The following is a 21,105-nucleotide window of genomic DNA, read 5'->3' as shown; positions in this document are numbered from 1 at the left end:
GGCGGGGGAGCACCTTCTCCACCAGGAGGTTTGGCCCATGAGCCTGTGGCGTATCCGTACCGCGGTCGAGGACCGCCCCGGCGGGCTCGCGGGGGTCGTCGGCACCCTCGCCGAACACGGCGGGAACATCGTGGGACTGGCCATCCACACCGACGTCTCCGGGGTGGTGGACGAGTTCGTCGTGGACATCCCCGGCAACCACGGCGCCGCCGTCCGCGCACTCACCGAACAGTGCCCGACCGGTACCGTGACGGCGGTCGCCGCCGGGCGGCGCGAGGTCGGCGACGAGGTCACCCGGGCCCTGCTGCTCACCGCGCGGCTGCGCTCCCACCCGAACCGGCTCCCCGAGGCCCTTGCCGAGCTGCTGCTCGCCGACGACGCCCGCTGGACCAACCTCACCGCCGAGGACGCCGAGGACATGGGCCGGGGCACCTCGATGCTGGTACCGGTCGGACCCCTGCGCGGGGTCCTGGTCACTCGGGCCTCGCACCCCTTCACCTGGACCGAGTCGAGCCGGGCCGACGCACTGGTGCGCTCGGTGATGCCCTCCACCGGTCCGGTGCCCACCGACCGCGTCATCCGCACGGCGGACGGCACGCCGCTCTCCCTGCGCCAGGTCCGCGAGACGGACGCGCCGGCCCTGAGCGAGCTGCACCGCCGCTGTTCACCCGGCACCCTGCGCAACCGCTACTTCGCGGGGATCAGCGAGCTGGGCCCGCGCATGCTCCGGGTGTTCTGCGACGCCGAACGCGGCCTGACCATCGCGGTGCGCCCGCAGGGCCAGGAGGAGCCGATCGCCCTGGGGCACCTGATGTACACGCTGGACCCCGGGGTGGGCGAGATCGCCTTCCTCGTCGAGGACTCCTGGCAGGGGAGCGGGGTGGGCACCGCCCTGACCCGCGCGCTCACGGTCATCGCCGGTGACTGGGGGCTGGCCGAGGTGCGGGCCGAGACCACGCTCGCCAACACCGGGATGTTGCGGATCATGCGCCGCCTGGGTGCTTCGGTGCAGACCCAGGAGGGTGTGTACGTACACGCCCGGCTGCCGGTCGCCGCGGCGCTTCAGGGCGGACTCGGCGAGGAGAGCCGCAAGGGCGGCCAGGTCGCGCGCCTGATGGGCTCGGCGTGACCGGAACCGCCTGAGGGGAATCACCCGGGGCGGACACGAGCGCGGGGGTCGGCGGCCACTGGGGGTGTCGCCGACCCCCGCTTCGCGGTTGACGCGATGAGGTCGTTCTCGCACGGCCCTGACGGGCCACGCGGCTGGAACCCTAGCCTTCCTCGCTGTCCGCGGCGGAGTCGGAGCTCTCGGGCTTCTCGGTCTTCTCGGCGGCGGGCGCGGCCTTCTTGGTGACGCGGCGCTTCTTCACCGGACGCGAGTAGTCGACGAGGGGCTCGTAACGGGTCTCGTGCTCCTTGAAGCACTCCTCGCAGGCGTCGACCTCGCGGACAGCGCCTTCCCAGGCGAACTGGATGACCTCAGTCGCCTCGACCTTCTCCTCGCGAACAGCGTGGGGATCGCAGTACTTGCGCGTGAAGACCTCGGTGACCACGGCGGGGATTTCCCTTCGGTATCGCGTGAACTGTGCGGACCCCGTAATCATACACATGTACGAACACGGAAACGGGTGTTGAGCCCGGTTTCCGTGATGGGTCGGGGTCGCCCCGAAGCCTAGCGAAGTCGGAGGGGTCGCTGCGCCGTCCCACGGCGCGTGTGGCCGGGATGACCAGGCGGTCCGTTCCGGGCGCGCACTGTGATCCCGGTCGCCGTTCGGCCTTCTCCAGGGCGGGGCGGACGTGGGTATTTGGTCCGGGCTGTGGTTCGGCAATGCCCTTCGTCCCTTTTCTTATTCTCACTCACCGTATTTGTGCCAGCCGATTTGTGCATTTGGTGAACGCGGCGCTCGGAGTGTCGTTAGTGTGATGCCCACCCCGGGGAGAGGGGCGTCCCGCGACGGTGACGAATCGCCCCGGGAAACCGGCCGACGCGCCCTTGGCGGCGCGCGCCGGGGAAAGGCCGCAGTCCGTGGGGGGCGGATTGGGCGTCACAGACAAGGGCCCCGCTCGCGCGGGGAGGGACTTTGCCGTGTTCGGGGGGATGGCCGTGGTCGAGTACATGGAAGGCACGTCCAGAAGGCGTGGTGACGGAGCGGGGGAATCGCCGCGACCGGCTGGCGGGAGGTCGGCCCGCATGCGGGCCGAGGCGGATATGGCGCATGCCTGTGAACGCGTGTCCGTCGACCCGCGTTTTGTGAAACTACGAAGGAGATTCGCACTCCAGGCGGGGGTTCTGGTCGGTGCCTTCCTGACCAGCTACATGTCCTATCTCCTCCTTTCCGCCTACGCGCGCGATTTCATGAGCGTGCAGATCGTCGACTCCGTCAACGTCGCCCTGCTCATGGGAATCGGACAGTTCCTGCTCACCTTCGCGCTCGCCTGGGCCTTCGGCCGTTTCTCCGCCCACTCCATCGATCCGCTGGCCGAGGAGATCCGTGACCGCGCCCGCGGCGAGGACACGATCAGCGGACGGGTGATCGGCTGATGGACACCGGCACCCTCGATCCGGGCAGCGCCACCCGTCTTCTGGAGAGCGCCGCCCCCGACCTGGGCAGCGCGCTCGGCGGTCAGTTCGGCGTCGCGCACGCCTGGACCGTCGGCCTGTGCGCCCTGTTCGTCCTGGTCACCCTGGCCGTCACCATCCGCGCCCGGCGCACCACCAAGGGCGCCGTCGACTTCTACGCGGGCGGTCGGGGCTTCTCCAGCACCCAGAACGGCCTCGCCCTGACCGGCGACTACCTGTCCGCCGCCTCCTTCCTCGGCATCGCCGGGATGATCGCCCTCCAGGGCTACGACGGCTTCCTGTACTCCATCGGCTTCCTGGTGGCCTGGCTGCTGGTACTGCCCATGGCCCAGCTGATGCGCAACACCGGCCGCTTCACCATGGCCGACCTGCCCGCCTTCCGCATGCGCCGGATGCGCGTCCGGCTGGCCTGCACCGTCTCCACGGTCACCGTGTGCGTGTTCTACCTGGTCGCCCAGATGGTGGGCGCGGGCGCGCTGGTCTCCGTCCTGCTCGGCCTGCACGACGGCGGCACCTTCCTGGGGCTGAGCGCGGGCCAGGCCCGCACCGGCGCCATCGTGCTGGTGGGCGTGCTGATGATCGTCTACGTCATGTACGGCGGGATGAAGGCCGCCACCTGGCTGCAGATCATCAAGGCCGTGGTGCTGCTCAGCGCCACCGGACTGCTCACCGTCATGGTGCTGGCCCTCTACTCCTTCGACCCGCGAGCCCTGCTCAGCGGCGCGGCCGAGGCCAGCGGACACGGGCAGGCCTTCCTCGAACCCGGGCTGCGCTTCGGCGTCGAGGTGCCCGGCGAGGCGGCGCAGACCTTCTTCAACAAGATGGACCTGATCAGCCTCGGTCTGGCACTGGTCCTGGGCACCGTGGCCCTGCCGCACATCCTCATCCGCTTCTACACCGTGACCGACGGCCGCGCCGCCCGCTCCTCGGTCAACCGCACCATCGTCATGGTCGGCGCCTTCTACCTGATGACCCTCGCCCTGGGGTTCGGGGCCGCCGCGATCGTGGGCTCCGAACGCATCATGTCCCTGGACCCCTCGGGCAACTCCGCCGTCCCGATGCTCGCCGAGGAACTGGGCCGACTGACCGCGGGCCCGGTGGGCGCCGCGGTCCTGCTCGCCCTGATCTCGGCGGTGGCCCTGGCCACCATCCTCGCGGTGATCGCCAGCCTCACCCTGGCCTCGTCGTCCTCGATCGCGCACGACCTGTTCGGCCACATCCTCATGTGGGGGCGCCCGCGCGAGTCCCAGGAGGTGAGCGTGGCCCGCTTCTCCGCCTGTGTGATCGGCGCGATCTCCATCGCCCTGGCCGTGCAGGCCCAGGCCCAGAACGTCGCCTTCCTGGTCGGGCTGGCCTTCGCCATCGCGGCCGCGGCCAACCTGCCGGTCATCGTCCTGACCATGTTCTGGCGCCGCTTCAACACCAAGGGCGTGGAGTGGGGGATCTACGGCGGGCTGTCAACGACCCTGCTGCTGATGCTGTTCTCCCCGGTGATGTCCGGCAAGACCGACCCGGTCACCGGGGAGAACCTGTCCATGCTGCCCGCCTGGATCGACATCCAGTTCTTCCCCATGGAGAACCCGGCGCTGGTCGCGGTGCCCGTCGGCTTCGCCTGCGCGGTCATCGGCAGCCTGCTCTCCCCGGAACGCAACAGCGCCCGTTTCACCGAACTCCGGGTGCGCTCCCTCACCGGCTGGGGCGCTGACCGCGACTGACCGGCGGTGCCCGGGGAGGGGGTCAGCCGCGGTTGCGCGGCCGGGCCGTCGCCAGGGACTCGGCCACCTCGCCGAGGAAGCCGGGCAGCTCGGGCAGGGCGCGGGCGAGGTCGTCCCAGCCTCGGACGAACTCCGCGGAGTGTTCCGCGACGGAGGGGCTGCCGGCCCGGCGGACGGAGCGCACCAGCGCCCAGAAGACCGCCGCCACCAGCGGCCGGGCCAGTCCGCGGCCGCGCACACTCAGGTCGCCGGAGACCGACCAGAGCCCGTTCGGGCCCGGGGCGGGCACCACATACCCGTGCGCCCGGACCAGCCGGTGCTCCACCTCCAGGGTCACCGGGGGAGCGGTCGCACCTCCGGCGGCCGCCGCGAACCAGCCGCGCAGCTCCACCCGTGCGGTGATCCGGGCGCGCAGCAGGCTCGAACCCCAGCGCGCCATCGCGCTCTCCATCGGAAAGCGCATGTCGGCGCGGACGGTGAGGGTCTCCTCCGCGCGGTCGTGGACCACACTGCCGATGGTCACCGGCGGGGCGCCGTCCTCGGCCGAGGTGGCGTCCTCGCGCATGCTGAAGTCCACCGAACACACACCGGATTCCTCCCACGCGGTCACGGTCAGGTCGGTGCCCAGCCAGCCCTCGCCGCCCTCGTCGAAGAGGGGTCTGCCGTCGGCGTCGACCTCGGTCGCCAGATAGGTGCTGCCGGGGGCCAGGTGCTCCCCGGAGAGCAGCCGCAGCGTGAGGGTCGCCTCGCGCACCGCGGCCTCGTCCGAGCGGTCCTGCTCCCAGAGCTCCCGTTCGGTGTCACCGTCCGGGGCTCCGGCGGGCTGTTCCGGATCCGGCAGGTCGGCCAGCCGGGCCCGGTTCCGGCGCTCGCGCTCCTCGCGCTCGGCCTCGGCGGGGACGATCCCGAGTTCCTCGGCCTGCCGTTCCAGGCGCTCCGACTCCTGCTCGGAGGGCAGGATCAGCTCGCCCGTGTCGTCGAAGCGCGCACTACGCAGGACCTCGTGCACCGCGGACACCGCCCGGGCGACGTCCCCCCGGTCCACCGGGGCCAGGTCCAGGGTGTGGCTCAGGCGGGGCATGTCCCCTCCGCTTCGACGTGGGTCAGTGTGGCCAGGCCATTGTGGTCCCTGCGCGCACGGAGGGACAAGCGACCGGAAGACACCGGCAGCGGGGGCGCCCCGCCTCGGCCGCGGCGCTGTCGAGTGTCGTGGCGCGGCCGAGTGTCGTGGCCTTCGGGCACCATGGACAGTATGACCGGACACATCGTGCTGCTGCGCGGGATCAATGCCGGGGGCACCGGAAACCGCCCATGGCAGATCTCAGAACCCTGCTGGCCGGGCTCGGGTACACCGACGTGTTCACCTACTCCAGAGCGGCAGCGCGGTGGTCACCGCGGACGAGCCCGCCCCCGAGGCGGTGGGAGCGGCCGTGCGCGAGGCGGTCCATACGCGGTTCGGCTTCGACGCTCCCGTGCTGGTGAGCACCCTGGAGCGGTTCCGTGCGACGGTCGCCGCCAATCCCCTGGACGCGGCCGGCCCCTCCGTGTTCATGGTGCTGTTCTGCTCCGAACCCGTGGACACCGCCGGTCTGACCTCGATCGACCCGGCCGCCTACCCCGGTGAGCGCATCGCCCTCACGCCCACGGAGGTGTCCACCCACCACGAGCGCGGCGCGCACGAGGCGCTACTGCCCGCCGTGGTCGGACGACACCGCCCGGGGGAGATCACCGCGCGCGACTGGCGTACGGTACTGCCTCCGCTGGAGATGGCCGGAGGCTCCCGAGGCCGCACGAGCGTCCCCGGGGACGGCGCCCGCGAGCGACCGGGGACGGTCGGCGGCGCGTGATCGTCGCCGAGGGCCTGCGGGAGCCCGGTTGTGCGGGACTGTCCGAGAGAAGTCATCGGTGAACCGAGTACGGCGGGAACCATCGCCGTCATGACCACGTGAAGGGGTGGTGTGCGGTGCCCAGACGGTGGACCGTGATCCTGCGGGACCAGGCGGACACGGCGCGGCCGGTCCGGCCCGAGGACTGTCACGGGCTGCTCAACCGTTGGTGGCCTCAGCCCGCGTCCGAGCACGCCGCCGCCAAACGCTGGGCGATGAACGGCTGGCTCCGCCCCCTGGGCGATCGGCTGCACCACTGGACGCTCACCTGGTTGGACGACGAGAATCCGGCGCCCCTGGACCCGGGGGAACTGGTCGGCTCCGCCCAGCGGGTCGGCGACCACGTCCTCGAACCCCTCTCGGCCACGCGGACCTTCGACTCCTCCTACACCGAAATGCTCACCGCGCCGCGCGGTCCCGCCGTCGTACGCGCCGCCGAGGTGCGGACCCAGACCCCCGTGGTGATGACCACGAGGGACGCCACCGGCGAGCGGGTCCCGCACATCTGGCCCACCCCCCGGCGCCTCTTCGGCGCCGTGCACCGGTCCGGCGGCGAGATCGTCGGCGGCAGCGGCGCGGTGGGCGCGGTGGCCAGGTTCGCACCGCCCGCCCTGGCCGCCTCCTGGCTCGAGGAGGCGCTGACCGGCCTGGCCCAGGTGCGGCGCTCGACCCTGCCGGGACAGGAGGTACGGCTGGCCGAACACCACCACGCGGAGAGCCGGACCGTCCTGGGCTGGCGCGGCGGGCTGCGTCTGGAGGTGGCTGGCGGTGGACACCGCGGCACCGAAACCTTCGCGGCCCTGCTGGAGCTCCTGGAACTAGCCGGTGTCGGCAAGTACACCGCCCAGGGGTTCGGGTCGGTGCGGGTGGACACGGTCACCCAGAGCCGGCTCGCCGCCCAGGTCCCCGCCCCGCGTTCGGGCCGGGCCACGCGCCGGGTGCGGCCCAACCCGCCCCGGGCGGCCGACAGCCGGGCGCACGCGGTCGCCGAGGCCGAGGAGTTCGGGGGCCCGTTGTTCGACTGACCCACAGACCGCCGGTTCCCACCCGAGGACGGCGGGCGGGGACCGGTGCCCCACCCTGACGGCCGTTCGGCCGCCTCCATGGCTCCCACCCGGTGGACGGGGTGGGAGCCACTTCCTTGTTCTGGTCCGCTCTGCGGGACGCCGTGCCGTAGGCGGGAACCACGCTGGCGGCCTGCCAGGAACCGGGGCGGTCTCGGCCTGTACGGTTGCTCAGGCCGAGCGGATCAGGCGCTGCCCTCGTGGGGCATCGGACCCGGGGGCGTGCGCCCGTCGCCCTGCCGCAGGGAGCGAGCCAGGCCGAGCAGGTGCGGGACGAGATCCTCCGGGGTCAGCGCGGGACCGGTTCGCTTACTGGCGGAGGGGCGCTCGCGCGCGGATCGGGAGAGCTGGTCGTGACTGTGCGGGGTCGCCATGGAGGGCCTTTCCTTGCTCTGGGCGCTGCTCCGGACGGGGACGGTCCGTGCACTGAGCTCTCTCGGACAGACACGGGCGGTCGCGCGCCCACAGGGAAACGAGTGACCGGAAGGGGCCAACAAGATGACGGGGGACCGTGACAGCTGGTATCGGTGGTGCTGACGGCGTCACCGTCCGAGAGAGGTCAGCAGGACACCCGCTTCCCGTTCGGCGCTCCCGCGCCGTCCCCGCCGTCCCCCGGCCATGAGGAGTCCGTCGCGGTGACCCAGGCCCCCGAGCACCGACCGACCGAACCCCGCACCCCAGTCCCGCTCGCCCCCGACCATGCTGCCTCCCCACCGGCCAGCGGGGTGCTCGTCGGCGTGGACCTGCGCGGGATCCAGGCCTACGTCTACAGCGGCCGCCGCATCCTGGACGCCGTGGGCCGTGCCGCCCTGGTCGCCGAGCTCACCGACACCTCCGACCCCGTCCACGGGGTGGCCGACCTGGTTCCCCCGGACAGCCTGGTGCTGCGGGACGCGGGCGGGGCCCTGACCCTGGTCGTGGCCGATCCGGCGGTGGCCCGGGACTTCACCGGACGCTACACGCGCAGGCTCCGCGACCGGGCGGGGGACCTCATCCCGGTGGTCGCCCACGTCCCCTACGGACCGGGAGCCGTCCCGGTCCCGGGGGAGCCGGCGCTGCCCGACCTCGACACCGCGCTGGCCCAACTCCCGGTCCGGCTGCGCCGCGCCCGCCGCCACATGTCCGCGCTGCACACCCCGGCGCACGGTTACGGGATCACGGCCGTGTGCTCGGTCAGCGGCGCTCCGGCCGAGTCCGTGGACAGCAGCAGGCCCCTGGGCGACCGGGGGCGCGTGCACGAGCGGGTGGCCGCCGACGTCGCCCGGGCCCGGGGGATCGGCCGCCGCTGGCACCGCGCGCACAGCGACGCCTGGCTCGCGGGGGCGGACTCCGCCGACGGCTCCGAACTCGCTCTGCCGATGGAGGTGGACCGGCTCGGCCGCGATCACGGCGAGGTGAGCCGGGTCGCGGTGGTGCACCTGGACGTCAACGGCCTGGGCACGATCCTGGGCGAGTACCGCGAGCGCGCCGGCGACCCGGCGGTGCCCGGTTCCGGTGCCCTGGCCCAGAGAGCGCTCTCCACCCGGATCGCCGGCCTCACCGAAGGACTGGCCCGGGCCCTGGTGCGCGCGGTGGCCGCCACCGTCCGGGCGGAGCCGGGCCGAGCCCCCACTGTCCCGGGCGCCGGTGCGGGCGGACCCCTGACCCTGGACCACGAACCACCCGGCCCGATCCGCTTGCCGGTGCGGCCGATCGTGGTGGCCGGGGACGACCTCACCCTGCTGTGCGACGCCCGGCTGGCGCTGAGCATGGTGCGGTACGCCCTGGAGTGGCTGGACGCCGACCCGGAGGCGATCGGGGACCCCGTTGACCCCAGGGTGGCCCTGCACCGCGCTCTGGCCCGCGCCCGAGTCCCGGGCCGCACCGTGGCCGCCGCCGACGGTCGCCGCCACACCACGTGCGTGCCCACGGTCGGTGCGGGGATCGCGGTGCAACCGGTGGGCGCCCCGCTCTCCCTCGGGTACGACCTGTGCGAGGCCATGTGCCGCCTGGCCAAGGCACGACGGCTGGCCTCGGCCGCCACCGACCCGACCGCCGCCCAGGAGCACGTCGTGGCCTGGACGACCCGCTTCGACGGGGTCGACCGGGTCGTGCGCCGCTTCGAGCTCGCCCTACGGGCCGAGCGCCCGCGCACCGCACTGCCGATGACCGGCACCGCCTTCGCCGGTTTCCTGGACCGCTACCTGTCCGCGCACGGCGGTCTGGTCGCGGACGGCGACACCCGCCACCGGGGCTGGCTGGTCTCGGCGCTGGTCCCCCTGCTGGAGTCCGGTGCGGACCCCGCCCCGGAACTGGCCCGCCGCGCTCACGTGACCGGGAACCCCGTGGCGCTGCCCGAGGGGTGGACCCCCGGTGAACTGCTCGACGCGGTCGGGGTGATGGACCTGCACGTGGATCCGGGGCTGTCCGCGGCACTCGACCCCCGCCTGCCCGCCGGGGGTGGGCCGCGATGACCGATCCGGACCGGATCGTGGTGCGTCTGGCCTCTCCCGCGCTGTTCGTCGGGGCCAGCGCGGACGGCACGGGAGCCGACACCGACGTGGTCACCGACGAGCACGGGCTGCCCTACCTGCCCCGCCACCGGCTCGCCGCCCGACTGCGCACGGGCGCGCTCAGCGCTCTCCGGGTCGCCCCGGACCTGGCCGAGGCGGTGGACCGGGTATTCGGCCGGAGCCGCTCCCACGGTGCTGACCGCATCCTGAGGACGGGCCACGCGGTCACCGGCGACGAGGTGCGCGCCGCCGTCGCCCACGCGCTGGCTGGCCGCGCCGAGCCCATCCGTTCCACCCTGCGCCGGGCGGTCACCGACGCGCACACCACCCTGGAATCGGGGATCGAGGTCGGCCCGCACGGTGCACCCGAACCGGGACGGCTGCGCACCAACCGGGTGCTCCTGCCCGGACTAATCCTGATCGCCCCCCTGACCTGGGCGGTTCCGCCGGAGGAAGAGCACTGGCGCTGCCTGGCCCGGGCCTGTCTGGCCACCGATCAGATCGGCCGGAAGGCCAGCCGGGGCCGCGGCCGCGTGGACGTGCACCTGGCCCTCCCCGACGACCCGAACCCCCTCGCCACCACCCTGGCCCTGGCCGCACCCCCGGCCCGGGCAGGGGAGGCCCCACCACCATGACCCCCACCCGATCCCTGCCCCCCGGTCCAACCTCCACCCCCGCCGAGCACCTGGACCCGACCCACACCACGAGGCCCGCCTGCTCCCCGCTCCCCGGCCTGCCGGCGGACCCTGTCCGGCCCTTCGCTCCCGTCCGTCACTGGAATCCCTCCAGCCCCTCCCACCACCCGCACCCCCTTCGTCTCTCGGAGCTGACCCGGTCCGTGCACCCCGACCAACCCGCCCACCTCCCTCGGTCCCCGGACCCGCAAGAGCACGCAACTCCCGAACAGCGCCCGCCGTCCGGTCCCGTGAGCGCCTACCTCCCCCTGCGCTATGTGCTCACCGACTCCCTGGCGGTGCGTACGTCCTTCGACCCCCTGCGGGTGGACTCCGAGACCACGGTGAGCGGGCGCGCACAGCGCGGCATGCTCGCGGCGGCCCTGCGACGGGCCGGGCTGGAGAAGGAGCTCACCGCATGGGTGGCCAGGGGCGAGCACGTACGCTTCGCTCCGGCCCACCCCCGGCTCGAACAGCACGCCTGGGACGGGGCGCAGGTGGTCGCCCACCCGCCGCCCGCCCACCTGTACACCCCGGGCAAGGACGGGGACACCCTCGTGGACGTGTTCGCCCCCGGAGCGGACCGGCCGGGCGTCCCCTACCGGGCGGTTCGCGATCCGCTCACCCCGGACCGGTCACTGCGGGCGGCCGTGCGCACCACCGCCGAGCGTTATCTCGGACGCTCCCGAACCGGGGAGGCGGGCCAGGGCGTGCCCTTCTTCACCACGAGCCTGGACCCGGGACAGGTCTTCGAGGCCCGGTGGCAGTTGCGCGGCCCCGACCACGCCTTCCTGCGCGACCTCGCCGAGCGGATCGTCACCGTCCTGACCGACGCCGAGGGCAGCCTCACCCTCGGGGGCGGCGGCACCCGGGCCCACGGCGGGGTGACGGTGGGGCCGCTCCGCCCGGACCGGCTACTGTCCCCGGACCGGGTGGAGCGGCCGGGGGCGGACCGCTCCCTGCGGGCGGGGGAGGAGGTCGACCTCCTGCTTCTCTCGCCCGCGCTGCTGGTGGGCGAACAGGGCCAGGGCCGCCCGCACGCGTTGGTCCCCGCGGTACGCGAACTCCTGGCCCGGCGGTTGCCCGGCACCGCGGTGGCGGTGGTGGCCGCCCACGTGGAACCGGTACTGGTCGGCGCCTACCACCGCGCCTACCGGGGCCCGATGGCCCAGCGGTGGGCCGCCGCCCCCGGCTCGGTGGTGCGGTTGCGCGTGGAACGGGAGCTGACCACCGCCCTGGTCCGCGACCTGGAGGCCCATCCGCTGGGCGAGCGCCTCGTGGACGGGTACGGCCAGTTCACCCTGGCCGACCCGCCGCCGCCCCACCCCGAACCGCTCCCACCGACCTCGGAACCGATCAGCGCGCGCAGCGAGGGCACCGTCACCCTGCCCGACGGACGGGTGCTGCCCGCCCCCGCACCGCTGACCCCCGAACCAGATTCCGAGCTGGGCACCCTCTACGACGAACTCCTGTGGAACGCCGCCGCCCAGCGGGTCCGGGACCACGCCCGGGCCCTCGCCCAGGCCTCGGTGCACACCCTCGCCCCGCTCACGCCCAGCCTCCTGGGGCGGTTGCGCGAGGTGGTGTCCCACCCCGACCGCACCGCTGACGAGGCGTTGACCGCTCTCGGGGACACCCTCAACGGCGAGGATGGCCGTACCGCCCACAAAATCCTGCGGGAGCGGGCGGTGCGGGTACTGGAACGGGCCCGGCTGGTCCACCCGGGGGAGCAGCGTCCGGTCGCGGTTCACACCTGGCTGAGCGGGCTCTCGGGCGGGGCCGCCGCCGTCGCCTGGTGGCAGCGGAACCGCCCCCGGTTCGCACAGGACCCGGCCTACGCCCAGGCGCTGGCCGCCGTGGACCTGGCCTCGCCCGACGGTCTGCCCTCGACCGCCCGGGAGAGCGCTCTCTCAGCCGGCGCGCAACAGTGGGAGCGCCGCGCCTCGGCCCGGCTGTGTCTGCTGCTGGTCTCCTCCTGGCTTGCCGAGGCCGCGCGAGTCCTGCGTGCCGAACCGGACCGGGCCGGAGACGCGCAGTGCTGAACACCGGCCCCGGCCCCGAGCGCGCGCACGGCCCCGGACCGGCCGGAGCGGTCTGGGAGTTCGCCGTCCGGCTTCTCCTGCTCACCGACACCCACGTCGGTGCGGCTCGGGCCACCCCCCGGCACGCCGCCGAGAGCGACGTGGACCTGCACCTGGACCGTGATCCGCGCACCGGGGTGCCCCGGCTGCGCGCCACCACCCTCGCGGGCCTGCTCCGCCACGAACTGCTCGCGCGCACCGCCGACCCCGTCGGCGCCGCCGCGCTGCTGGGCTCCAGTGACGCGGGGGAACCCACCGGGGAGAGCGCTCTCACGACGCTGCCCAGCCCCCTGGACATCGACGACTCCCACGCCACCCTGCCGGAGGAGGCCGGTGTCACGGTTCGCGTGGGAACCCGGGTGGACCCGGCCACCGGCAGCGTGTTCCCCGGCCGGATGTGGCAATGGGAGGTCCTGCCGCCGGGCACGGTCTTCAACGCCCACCTGCGACTGCGTGTCACCGCACCGGCCGAGGAGGCCCATCTGCTCACCCTGCTGGCCCTGGCCGCCCGAGGGCTGGGCGACGACGGCCCGGGCATCCGGATCGGCGCCCGTTCGGGCCGGGGCCACGGGGCGGTCCGGGCCGTCCGCTGGGTCGCACGCCGCCACGACCTCACCGACGAACACGGCTGGTTCGCCTACCACGCGAGCGACTGGTCCACCCGTTGGCAGGAAGGGCTGGCGGCCCTCGCCACCCCCGACGAGCAGCCCACCGAGCGCCCTCTCCGCCGATGCGCGTCCAGCAGAGAGCTCCCGGTTGGGGTTCGGCCCGACCAGGGACGGACCTCCGGGAGCGGGGCCTCGCAGGACCAGACCCCAATGAGCGCCTTCCCGAGGTATCGGTCCGGTGCGGAGCTGGCCGGGCTCCTGGACGTCCTGCTGCGGGAGAACGGCCGGGCCGCTGCCGCGGCCCGTCTGGCGGCCCGGGCCGTGGGCGTGGACCGTCGGCGTCGGGCCGAACTGCGCATGCGGTTGCACGTGGCCGAGCGCCCTGAGCCCCTTCCCGCGGGGCGGCCACCCCGCTCCGGGGAACTGCGACCGGGGCTGCTGATGATCGGCGACACCCCCGCGGACGATCGACTGGCCGAGGTCGACCGCGCTCACCGGCGACGCCCGGTCGTCACCGGTACCGGCTCCGAGATCGGGAATCGGGCGGTGGAGCTGCGTCCGGTCCTGGGTGACACCGCACTGTTCGCCCTGTTCAAGAGGATCGGCGGTCGGCTCGTCCGCGACGCGGCCGAACACCTGGCGGGGGAGGAGGCCGGCTGGCGGGAGTGGCACGCGTACTGGTGGGGTGCGCAGTCACACACCGGAGGGGGCGACGAGCGCCCCGACACCCCGCCCGCCCCCTCCCGCGTGCGCCTGCGCGCCACCCCCGCCCTCACCGGCGGTGCGGCCCTGACCACCACTCGCCTGACCGTGGACGCACTGTTCGGTGACGCCGTGGACGGACGCCTGTTCACCACCGACCTGCACTGCGGCGGGTCGGCTGAGGTGGTCTTCGACGTCACCGAACCCGACGACGCCGTCCGAGGGCTGCTCGCCCTGGTCGTGCGCGAGCTGGCCACGGTCCCCCTGGACGCACTCGGTGCGGGCTCGGGGAGCGGAAACGGCAGACTCGTCGCCACCCGCGCGGTGCTGGTCAGCCACGAAGGAGACGGCTCCGAACCACAGGAGGTGGACCTGATCGCCGCCCTCGCGAACCCGCACGGCCGCGACGCCGAGGTCGCACGCGGTTGGCTGCCCGCCCTGCACCGCAGGATCCGCGCACCCCGACCAGCCGATGGCGGGGAGTTTTCATGAACCGGCACTCCCATGAACCTCCCACTCCGGTCGGAGTGGACGTCAGAGGGCTCTCGGCGGCGATGATCGACGAGGTCCTCGACGACGTGTTCGTCCGGGCCCGGCGCTGTCGTGCGCTCGACGCGGCCGGGCCGCCGGGAACCTCCGGCGGCCCCCAGTGGTTGCTGGCCGAGCTCGGGGACGGGAGGATCACCGGGGCTTGCCCGGGCGAGCGCTGGTCCCGCTCGGACACCCCGCCCACCGAGCAGCTCTCGGCGCCCTCACTGGATCCCGGCACCGACCGGTGGCGGGTGCTGGAGGTCCTGGTGTTCGGTCCGCACGCGCAGATCCGCCTGGGCGAGGGCGCGGCATCGGGGTGGGTCAGCGCCGAGGGGCGGCACGACGTCCCGGAGTGGTTGCGCCCCCGCGACCGGTCGTTCCTGCTGCAGGGGTGGCCCGGGGCGGACCACAGCCGCACCCTGGAGGGGGGCGTGCCCCGATCCGTGACCAGGGAGCCGTCAGGGGCCGAGGCGGTGCTCCCGGTGGCCTGGACCGACTTCTCCGGGCGGCTCCGGCCGTTGCCGGAGCGGGGCCGGGGCGCGCTGGAGAGCACCGGGACCTGGCTGACCGTCCGGGAGTACTGGGCGGCCGACCCCCTCACGGGCGCGGTGGGGGTGGCCTTCCACCGGCTCACCGGGCTGCGCGCCGGGACCAAGCCCACCGGCCCGGAGTTCGACGTCGGCACCGGTGACCAGGTAGAACCCGGGGGCCGGGATCGCGGCCGGGGGCAGGAGGAGGAACGCTGACGGTGGACCCGAGACAGATCGCCGCCGACCGGAGCCCGCACCGAACCACGGGCACCCACCAGGCCACGGCCCCCTTCCGCGCCACGGCGCCCTACGGACTGGTCCGCCTGGCCGAGGCCCCCGTGCCCGCGGCCGCGCTGCACCCCGACCACGACACCCGGGAGCTGCTCCGCTCACACGACCGCACCGTCCCGGGTACCCGTACCGGGTGGATCGATCTCACCCTGACCACCCTGACCCCCACCTTCGTCGGCCAGGCCCCGGGCCGGGGCCGCGTGCACCACTCCGCCCGCCTTCCCCACGGAGAGCGCTCCGTGCCCGTCGTGCCCGGCTCCACCCTGCGCGGCCTGGTCCGCAACACGCTGCGCATGCTCACCAGCGGTGAGAGCGGCCCGGTCAACACCCCCATGCTGTTCTTCCGCGCCCCGGTGCGCGTGGACCCCGGCGGCACCGACAGCTCCTTGTCCACGCGCGCCCGCCAGGTCATGGCCCAGCAGCACGACCACTACCGCAAACGCCGCGCCGGGACGCACACCAAGCAGGGCTTCCTGTACCGGTCACCCCAGGACGCGGGCTGGTACGTCGTCGAGGTCCCCGCCACGACGCTCGAGCCCGAACCGGGCCGGGTGCTCAAGGTGCCCTTCGAGGTACTCCGGCAGAGCCTGCGTACCTGGGATTTCGGAGTCGGGGACTTTCCCGACCCGCCCCGGAGCAACACCTACGTGCCCACCACCCACGAACAGCACGGCCGGCTCCAGCACCGCTGGGTCCACGCCGTCCACCTGCCAGGGCAGCACGGGGTCGCCGCGGTCGCCCCCACCTGCGGCGAAGCCCTCGCCCACCTGACCGCGCACGCGGGGTCCGGCGGCGGTGGCGGAGTGATCCCGGCCCTGGTGGTCCTGACCGGGGCCGCCGCCGGGGAGCGGCGCAACGCCTACCTGTTCCCCCAGCCCCCCAACCTGCGTACCGGCCGGCTCCCGGTCCCCGACGCCATGGTGGAGCTGTTCGAGTCCGCCGAGCAGGTCACCGGCTACCAGCGCGTGGCCTTCCCCGAGACGCTGGGAGCCGGGGGCGGCGACCCGGCCCGGCCGCCCGTCGCCGGAACCGGGGGCGGCGGACTGCCCCGGCGGAGCCTGGAACCGGTCTGGTTCGACGTGGACCCGTCCGGCCACGTGGTCTCCTTCGGCCGCTCCGGCGGCTACCGCATCGCGGTCAGCGACGACAACCCGATCCGCCGCGCCGTCCCCGGCCCGGTGCTCGGCCCCCAGCACGGTGACCCCGACCGCGCCGACCGGGCGGGGCGCACCGTGGACGTGTGCCGGGCGGTCTTCGGCGACGTCGACGTCTTCGCGGGCGAGGCGGGGGCGCTCAAGGGACGGGTCTCCTTCGGACCCGCCCTGGCCACCGAACCCGGACACCCGGTTCCGGTCCCCGGCCACGCCGAGGACTCCCGCCACCCCGGCCCCGACTACCCCGACGGCGCCGCCCTGCGCGTCCAACTGCTCTCCCCGCAGCGCGGCTGCTTCGCCAACTACCTGGTCCAGGGCCCCGACACCGCGGCAGGGGAGCGGCCGGACATCGTCACGTGGTCCCACGAAGGACGCATCCGCCTGGGCGGATACAAGACCTACCTGCACCGGCACGATCCCCGCCTCGGCTCGCCCGTCCGCTACGACGAACGCGCCCAGGACGAACTCGGGCTCGAGGTGATCCCCGCAGGATCCGAGGCCGCGCCGCCCCGGGACACCCAGCGCGACATCGTCCCGCTCCGCGACGGTCTCACCCTGCGCTCCCGTATCACCTTCACCAACCTCACCGACGCCGAACTCGGCGCGCTGATGCGGGCGCTGCTCCTGGCCAACCCGGTCGACGGCGGAGACCCCGCCGACCCCGAGCACGCCCACAAGGTCGGCATGGGCAAGTCCCTGGGCATGGGCAGTGTGCACCTGCGCCCCGAACTCCACCTGGTGGACCGCCGCGCCCGCGCCGCCGACCTGTCCCTGGACGCCGCCGCGGGGGTCACCGCCGCCACCCCCGGGCAGGTCACCGCCTTCCTGGACGCCTTCTCGACAACCCTGGCGGAGTACCGCGCGGTCGATGACTGGCGCCAGGTGGACCAGGTGGTGGACGTGCTCCTGGCCAGTCGTTGGCGCGGGCGCCTGCCGTGGTCGGAGACGGCGGTGATGTCCCTGCGCCAGTTCGCCGAGTACCCGGTCCTGCCCCCGCTCACCGAGCGCTTCGGGCTCACCGGACACTCCGGGAAGCCGGGGCGGCCTGAGAAACCCGGGCAGCCCGGGGGACCAGACGCAGGATGAGCAGCCCCACGGCGAACGACGCCGCGCTGCCGATCACCACCGCCACATGCATCCCGCTCAGGAACGCCGCCCGCGCGGACTCGGCCGCGCCCTCCGCCAACCCCGGAACCGCCAGGGTCTCGTTGAGCGTGCCCGCCACGTCGGGGCCGCTCAGCCGGAAGACCAGTGCCGCGGTCGCGCCCAGGGGAGAGATGCCCAGAGCGTTGCCGAGCTCGTTGCTGGTCCCGGCGATCGCGCCGGCCGCCCCCGCCCGCTCCGGCGGCACCGCCAGCAGCGCGGCGGTCAGCACGTCCAGCCCCAGCACCGACTGCGGGCAGATCCCGGTGAGGTCGCTGGTCGCGGCCCAGACCAGCAGGGACAGCAGCCCGGTGGCGATCGCGACGCGCTCCGCCTGCTGAGCGGCCAGCACGGGGTCACCCCGGCGCTGGCCCCTTCCCCGATCCCCTCCTGAGCTCGATCCTCCCGGTGGTCAGGGGCGGGCACGGGGAAGTCCGTGCGGGCCTCGCCTCCCCCGCGTTCATCTACCCCCGCCCCTGACCCTCTTCCTCCTGCACCTTCTCTCCTCGCGAGCTCGCTCCCATGAGCCCGCGCCCCTCCCGGGGTGTTGTCCCGCACCCCCGGGAGGGGCACCTCTTCGGCTGAGTCTGCGGCCCGGCTTCCGGCTCAGCCTCCAGGTCAGCTGTTGATGGTCTCGGCGAGCGCCTCCAGCAGGTCGGCTCGGCGGTCGGGGTCGTCCTGGGCGCCGCGCCACAGTTCGGGGACCTCGGGCCCCTCTTCCAGCAGGCGGCACAGCAGGGCGTCCAGGGAACCCCGCGGGTCGGCGTCGAAGGCCGCCCGGTGGGCCTGGGCCTCGGCCGCCAGTTCCTGGGCGAGCCAGCCCAGCCACACCTGTTCGGCCTCGCGCAGGACCTCGCGCCGTCGCCCGTAACCGTCGTCGTGACCGTCACCGTGCTCGGCGTCGCCCCCGGTCGGCACGGGCAGGTCGGGCACGGGGGTGTAGGGGGCGCTGCGGGCCCGGCCCCGGGCGCGCTGGACCAGTTCGAAGTGGCCGGGCATGTTCACGGCCATCCGCCCCAGGACCCCGGTGAGCCGCCGGGCCACGTCCTCACCGCTCAGGTTCGGCAGGAGCCCGCGCAGGAGCAGGCGGCGTCGCTGGTCGGGGGTGCGGCCGGGGTCGGCGTCACGGCCCGCGGCCAGTTCGGCGAGCTTGCGCAGCAGGTAGTCGCCGGTGGCGGTGGAGACCATCGGGGGTTCCTTGACCGCGGTGAGCGGGCGCCCGTGCAGGTCGGCGGCGGGGACCGCGCTGCCGTCCTCGGTGAAGGACACCGACTCGCCGGGGTGGATGTCCTCGGGCAGGTCGGCGGCGGGGTTGCCCCACCCGGCGGTGAGCACGAGCATGGCCAGGGCCTCCTGCTCGACCACGTTGGTGGCGACCCGGGCGACATCGCGCCGCTGCACCCAGCGGCGGGGGCGCTCGGAGAAGGCGCAGCGAACCTTGCCGTCGGGGGAGGGCTGCGGGTAGACGCGGCGCAGGTTCTTGTAGGACCGGTCGCGGCGTTCGTCGTCGAGGGCGTCACGGAGCCGGTGCGCGGCGGTGCGGTCCACGGTGTGCGCCGAGCCCGCAGCCGTGCCCGTGATGGTGCCCGCGCCGGACACGCTCTTGGCACCTACCGAGCGCCGCTTCTCGGGCACGGCGGCGAGCGCGCTCGATGCCACGCCCGCGTCAGCCGCCGCATCGGTCATGACGGCGACCATGCGCACGGCGATGACGCTGCGCGGATCGCCCTGGTGCCGCTCGCACGGACAGTGTTCGAAGCACAGGTCGACATAGTCGCAGAACTGCTCTGAATGGCCGACGCAGCCCTGCGCGGTTCCGTCCGCCGAGCATGGTCCGCATCCCAGCACGCGCGTGAACACGTGCAGGAAGGTGGCCGAACCGAACAGCTCCCCGGCGGAGCAGTGGTACTTGCTCACGGACTCTTCTCCCCGGATGTTCCGGGGCTGGGACGCTCCCCCAGCCCTTCCGGGGAAACGTGCGAACGAGGCGTGAGACTCGTGATGACACTCCTGCGTTAACGGGAGGTCGTACAACAAAATATGGCCAGTGTGGCTGAAATGTCAATTATCGACCATGGAACCGAATGCGACTAGCCGCAAAAGAGGCTAATAAAACGGTCATAGAAAACAGTGGTCCCAGAAGCAACAACGGTGTTTTGCTCCTGGTGGCGGTGCCCGTCGCCCGAAAGGGTGTCCGAGAGAGGGCGGTGAGAGCCTCGGAGCGGGGTGCGTCGCGGCGGTCCGGGCGAAGCGGGCGGTCGGCGGGGAACAAGAGTTACGGGAGGTCGCTGGATGTCCGTGGTCAATCTGACACCGCATGAGGTGACAGTGGTCGACGAGCACGCGCGGGTGATCCGGACCTGGCAGGGGTCGCCCGACCCCGCCCGGGTCGAGGCCGTGCGCGTCCACCTCCAGGAGGTGGAGGGGATTCCGTTGCTGGCGGAGGAGCGCACCCGCGCCCGCCTGCCCGAGCCGGTGGAGGGTGTCTGGTTCATCGTCTCCTCCGTGGTGAGTTCGGCCCACCCGGAGCGGCACGACCTGCTGGTCCCCTCCGACCTGGTGCGTGATGACAAAGGCGTGGTCAGGGGGTGCCGTTCCTTCGTCCTCACCTGCGCTCCGGTGTACGAGCGCGAGTACGGGCACAAAGGGGAGAAAGTTCTCCAGTGAGGTTTTCTCAGCGAAGATCATTTCCACTGCCTGTTGAGGACAAGAGCCGCACGGGCGATGTCTCCGATCCGGCTCGGGCTAAGCGTGACGTACTTCAGCGTCCGCCAGCGCTCCTTGAGTTCGGCGGCGGTGCGCTCACCGAGCGCACGCACGTGCCGCAACAGCGCGTTATACATCCGTGTGTCCACGTGCAGAGCCCCTTCGCCCTGGCCCGTAGGGCGCTTGATGGGGGTGTGCACGCCGATACCGGCGCCTTGGTAGCCCTTGTCAGCCAGGGTGGGCAGGCCCTCGGCCGCTGCCTTGTACAGGGCGGGCAGGGCGTGGAGGCGGGCGGCGGTGATGTCGGGGGTGGATCCGGGCTCGACTGCGGAGACCCACAGCGGGGTGCCGTCCGGTGCGGATAGGAACTGGATGTTGCCGCCGAAGGCCTTGTGTTTTTGGCTGAACCACAGGTCGTTGCCGTTCTCGCGGACGCCCGCGAGGCGGTCGGAGGCGATCAGCGTGCCGTCCAAGACTACGCGCGCTATCCCTTCGTTGTGGCAATTGGCCAAGACTTCGTGCAGGTCGGGGGCCTGGCCGGCGAGGACGTCGATGCCTTCGTGTAGGTAGCGGTAGCTGGTGGCCTGGGAGATTCCGGCGTCACGGGCCAGGCAGTGCACACAGCCGCGCTCACGGAACCAGCGCAGCACCAGCACCGCTTGGCGGAACGGCCCGAGTGCCCGTGAGCCCTTCGGAGTGGCGATGCTTCGGCGGTGGGCGGCCAGGTGTCGGGCGAGGAACTCGACGATGTGGCGTGGGACGTCGAGGGTGGCAGAATAGGTGACCAACGTGAAGCCTCTGGTGGTTACGGACATGATCTTGTGGTGAGACCTGTCCTACCAGGGGCTTTACGTCTGCTCGCATCCAGGTGCCACTCGTCCGGCCCGGCGGGGATCCGAAAATCACCCTGCTCCGCAGAGATCATTTCGCTGAGAAAACCTCAGGTG

The 21,105-nt window shown here is 73.3% G+C and carries 18 protein-coding genes; 12 read left to right on the top strand and 6 right to left on the bottom strand.

Going from position 1 to position 21,105, the window contains the following annotated elements:
• The first annotated feature begins 37 nt into the window (after window positions 1-37).
• Window positions 38-1,129, top strand: a complete 1,092-nt coding sequence (locus tag HNR07_RS13235; RefSeq protein ID WP_184365249.1) for a GNAT family N-acetyltransferase — start codon at window positions 38-40, stop codon at window positions 1,127-1,129.
• Between the two features lie 142 nt (window positions 1,130-1,271).
• Here the strand turns inward: HNR07_RS13235 and HNR07_RS13230 are convergent, their stop codons facing one another.
• Window positions 1,272-1,553, bottom strand: a complete 282-nt coding sequence (locus HNR07_RS13230) for a hypothetical protein (protein ID WP_184365248.1) — start codon at window positions 1,551-1,553, stop codon at window positions 1,272-1,274.
• Between the two features lie 551 nt (window positions 1,554-2,104).
• Between HNR07_RS13230 and HNR07_RS13225 the strand changes: the two genes are divergently transcribed.
• Together HNR07_RS13225 and HNR07_RS13220 are read left to right on the top strand one after the other, a co-directional pair.
• On the top strand, window positions 2,105-2,542 hold the full coding sequence (locus HNR07_RS13225) for a DUF485 domain-containing protein (protein ID WP_184365247.1): 438 nt from the start codon (window positions 2,105-2,107) through the stop codon (window positions 2,540-2,542).
• Window positions 2,542-4,296, top strand: a complete 1,755-nt coding sequence (locus HNR07_RS13220; protein ID WP_246420293.1) for a solute symporter family protein — start codon at window positions 2,542-2,544, stop codon at window positions 4,294-4,296. The genes HNR07_RS13225 and HNR07_RS13220 overlap by 1 nt, the downstream gene beginning before the upstream one ends.
• 22 nt (window positions 4,297-4,318) lie before the next feature.
• On the opposite strand, the gene HNR07_RS13215 is transcribed toward HNR07_RS13220, so the two are convergent.
• A complete protein-coding gene (locus tag HNR07_RS13215; protein ID WP_184365246.1) occupies window positions 4,319-5,377 on the bottom strand; it encodes a hypothetical protein in 1,059 nt (352 codons plus the stop codon).
• 304 nt (window positions 5,378-5,681) lie between these two features.
• Here HNR07_RS13215 and HNR07_RS13210 point away from each other — a divergent pair, with 304 nt between their 5' ends.
• Window positions 5,682-6,143, top strand: coding sequence for a DUF1697 domain-containing protein (locus HNR07_RS13210; protein WP_312893783.1), 462 nt, complete (start codon window positions 5,682-5,684; stop codon window positions 6,141-6,143).
• A 116-nt stretch (window positions 6,144-6,259) separates the two neighbouring features.
• A complete protein-coding gene (gene cas6 / locus HNR07_RS13205; protein ID WP_184365245.1) occupies window positions 6,260-7,207 on the top strand; it encodes a CRISPR system precrRNA processing endoribonuclease RAMP protein Cas6 in 948 nt (315 codons plus the stop codon).
• 224 nt (window positions 7,208-7,431) lie between these two features.
• Here the strand turns inward: cas6 and HNR07_RS13200 are convergent, their stop codons facing one another.
• A complete protein-coding gene (locus HNR07_RS13200; RefSeq protein ID WP_184365244.1) occupies window positions 7,432-7,620 on the bottom strand; it encodes a hypothetical protein in 189 nt (62 codons plus the stop codon).
• Between the two features lie 261 nt (window positions 7,621-7,881).
• Here HNR07_RS13200 and HNR07_RS13195 point away from each other — a divergent pair, with 261 nt between their 5' ends.
• The 6 genes from HNR07_RS13195 to HNR07_RS13170 are packed head-to-tail and all read left to right on the top strand — an operon-like array spanning window position 7,882 to window position 17,395.
• A complete protein-coding gene (locus HNR07_RS13195) occupies window positions 7,882-9,699 on the top strand; it encodes a hypothetical protein (protein ID WP_376769919.1) in 1,818 nt (605 codons plus the stop codon).
• Window positions 9,696-10,373: a hypothetical protein gene (locus HNR07_RS13190; protein WP_184365243.1), complete on the top strand. Its 678-nt coding sequence runs from the start codon at window positions 9,696-9,698 to the stop codon at window positions 10,371-10,373. Before HNR07_RS13195 ends, HNR07_RS13190 begins: the two co-directional genes overlap by 4 nt.
• Entirely contained in the window at window positions 10,370-12,454 is a 2,085-nt protein-coding gene (locus tag HNR07_RS13185; protein WP_246420290.1) for a type III-B CRISPR module-associated Cmr3 family protein, read from the top strand. Before HNR07_RS13190 ends, HNR07_RS13185 begins: the two co-directional genes overlap by 4 nt.
• The gene (locus HNR07_RS13180) at window positions 12,448-14,295 is read left to right on the top strand and encodes an RAMP superfamily CRISPR-associated protein (protein ID WP_184365241.1); all 1,848 of its coding nucleotides are present in this window, start codon (window positions 12,448-12,450) and stop codon (window positions 14,293-14,295) included. The genes HNR07_RS13185 and HNR07_RS13180 overlap by 7 nt, the downstream gene beginning before the upstream one ends.
• Window positions 14,292-15,080 (top strand): hypothetical protein, encoded by a 789-nt coding sequence (locus tag HNR07_RS13175; RefSeq protein WP_184365240.1) that lies wholly within the window; start codon window positions 14,292-14,294, stop codon window positions 15,078-15,080. Before HNR07_RS13180 ends, HNR07_RS13175 begins: the two co-directional genes overlap by 4 nt.
• A 2-nt stretch (window positions 15,081-15,082) precedes the next feature.
• The gene (locus HNR07_RS13170) at window positions 15,083-17,395 is read left to right on the top strand and encodes a TIGR03986 family type III CRISPR-associated RAMP protein (RefSeq protein ID WP_376769918.1); all 2,313 of its coding nucleotides are present in this window, start codon (window positions 15,083-15,085) and stop codon (window positions 17,393-17,395) included.
• Here the strand turns inward: HNR07_RS13170 and HNR07_RS13165 are convergent.
• Window positions 17,325-17,804: a hypothetical protein gene (locus HNR07_RS13165; protein WP_246420289.1), complete on the bottom strand. Its 480-nt coding sequence runs from the start codon at window positions 17,802-17,804 to the stop codon at window positions 17,325-17,327. The genes HNR07_RS13170 and HNR07_RS13165 overlap by 71 nt on opposite strands.
• A 266-nt stretch (window positions 17,805-18,070) precedes the next feature.
• Window positions 18,071-19,369: a hypothetical protein gene (locus HNR07_RS13160; protein ID WP_184365239.1), complete on the bottom strand. Its 1,299-nt coding sequence runs from the start codon at window positions 19,367-19,369 to the stop codon at window positions 18,071-18,073.
• A gap of 375 nt (window positions 19,370-19,744) precedes the next feature.
• Here HNR07_RS13160 and HNR07_RS13155 point away from each other — a divergent pair, with 375 nt between their 5' ends.
• Window positions 19,745-20,119 (top strand): hypothetical protein, encoded by a 375-nt coding sequence (locus tag HNR07_RS13155; RefSeq protein ID WP_184365238.1) that lies wholly within the window; start codon window positions 19,745-19,747, stop codon window positions 20,117-20,119.
• Window positions 20,120-20,136: 17 nt separating this feature from the next.
• On the opposite strand, the gene HNR07_RS13150 is transcribed toward HNR07_RS13155, so the two are convergent.
• Window positions 20,137-20,946 carry a transposase family protein gene (locus tag HNR07_RS13150; RefSeq protein ID WP_184371353.1) on the bottom strand — a complete coding sequence of 270 codons (810 nt, stop codon included), beginning with the start codon at window positions 20,944-20,946 and terminating at the stop codon, window positions 20,137-20,139.
• Window positions 20,947-21,105 lie beyond the last annotated feature (159 nt).

Source organism: Nocardiopsis metallicus, assembly GCF_014201115.1.
Lineage (GTDB): Bacteria > Actinomycetota > Actinomycetes > Streptosporangiales > Streptosporangiaceae > Nocardiopsis > Nocardiopsis metallicus.
The sequence above is the reverse complement of the archived record's forward strand: the minus strand, read 5'-3'. Positions and strand labels throughout refer to the sequence as shown.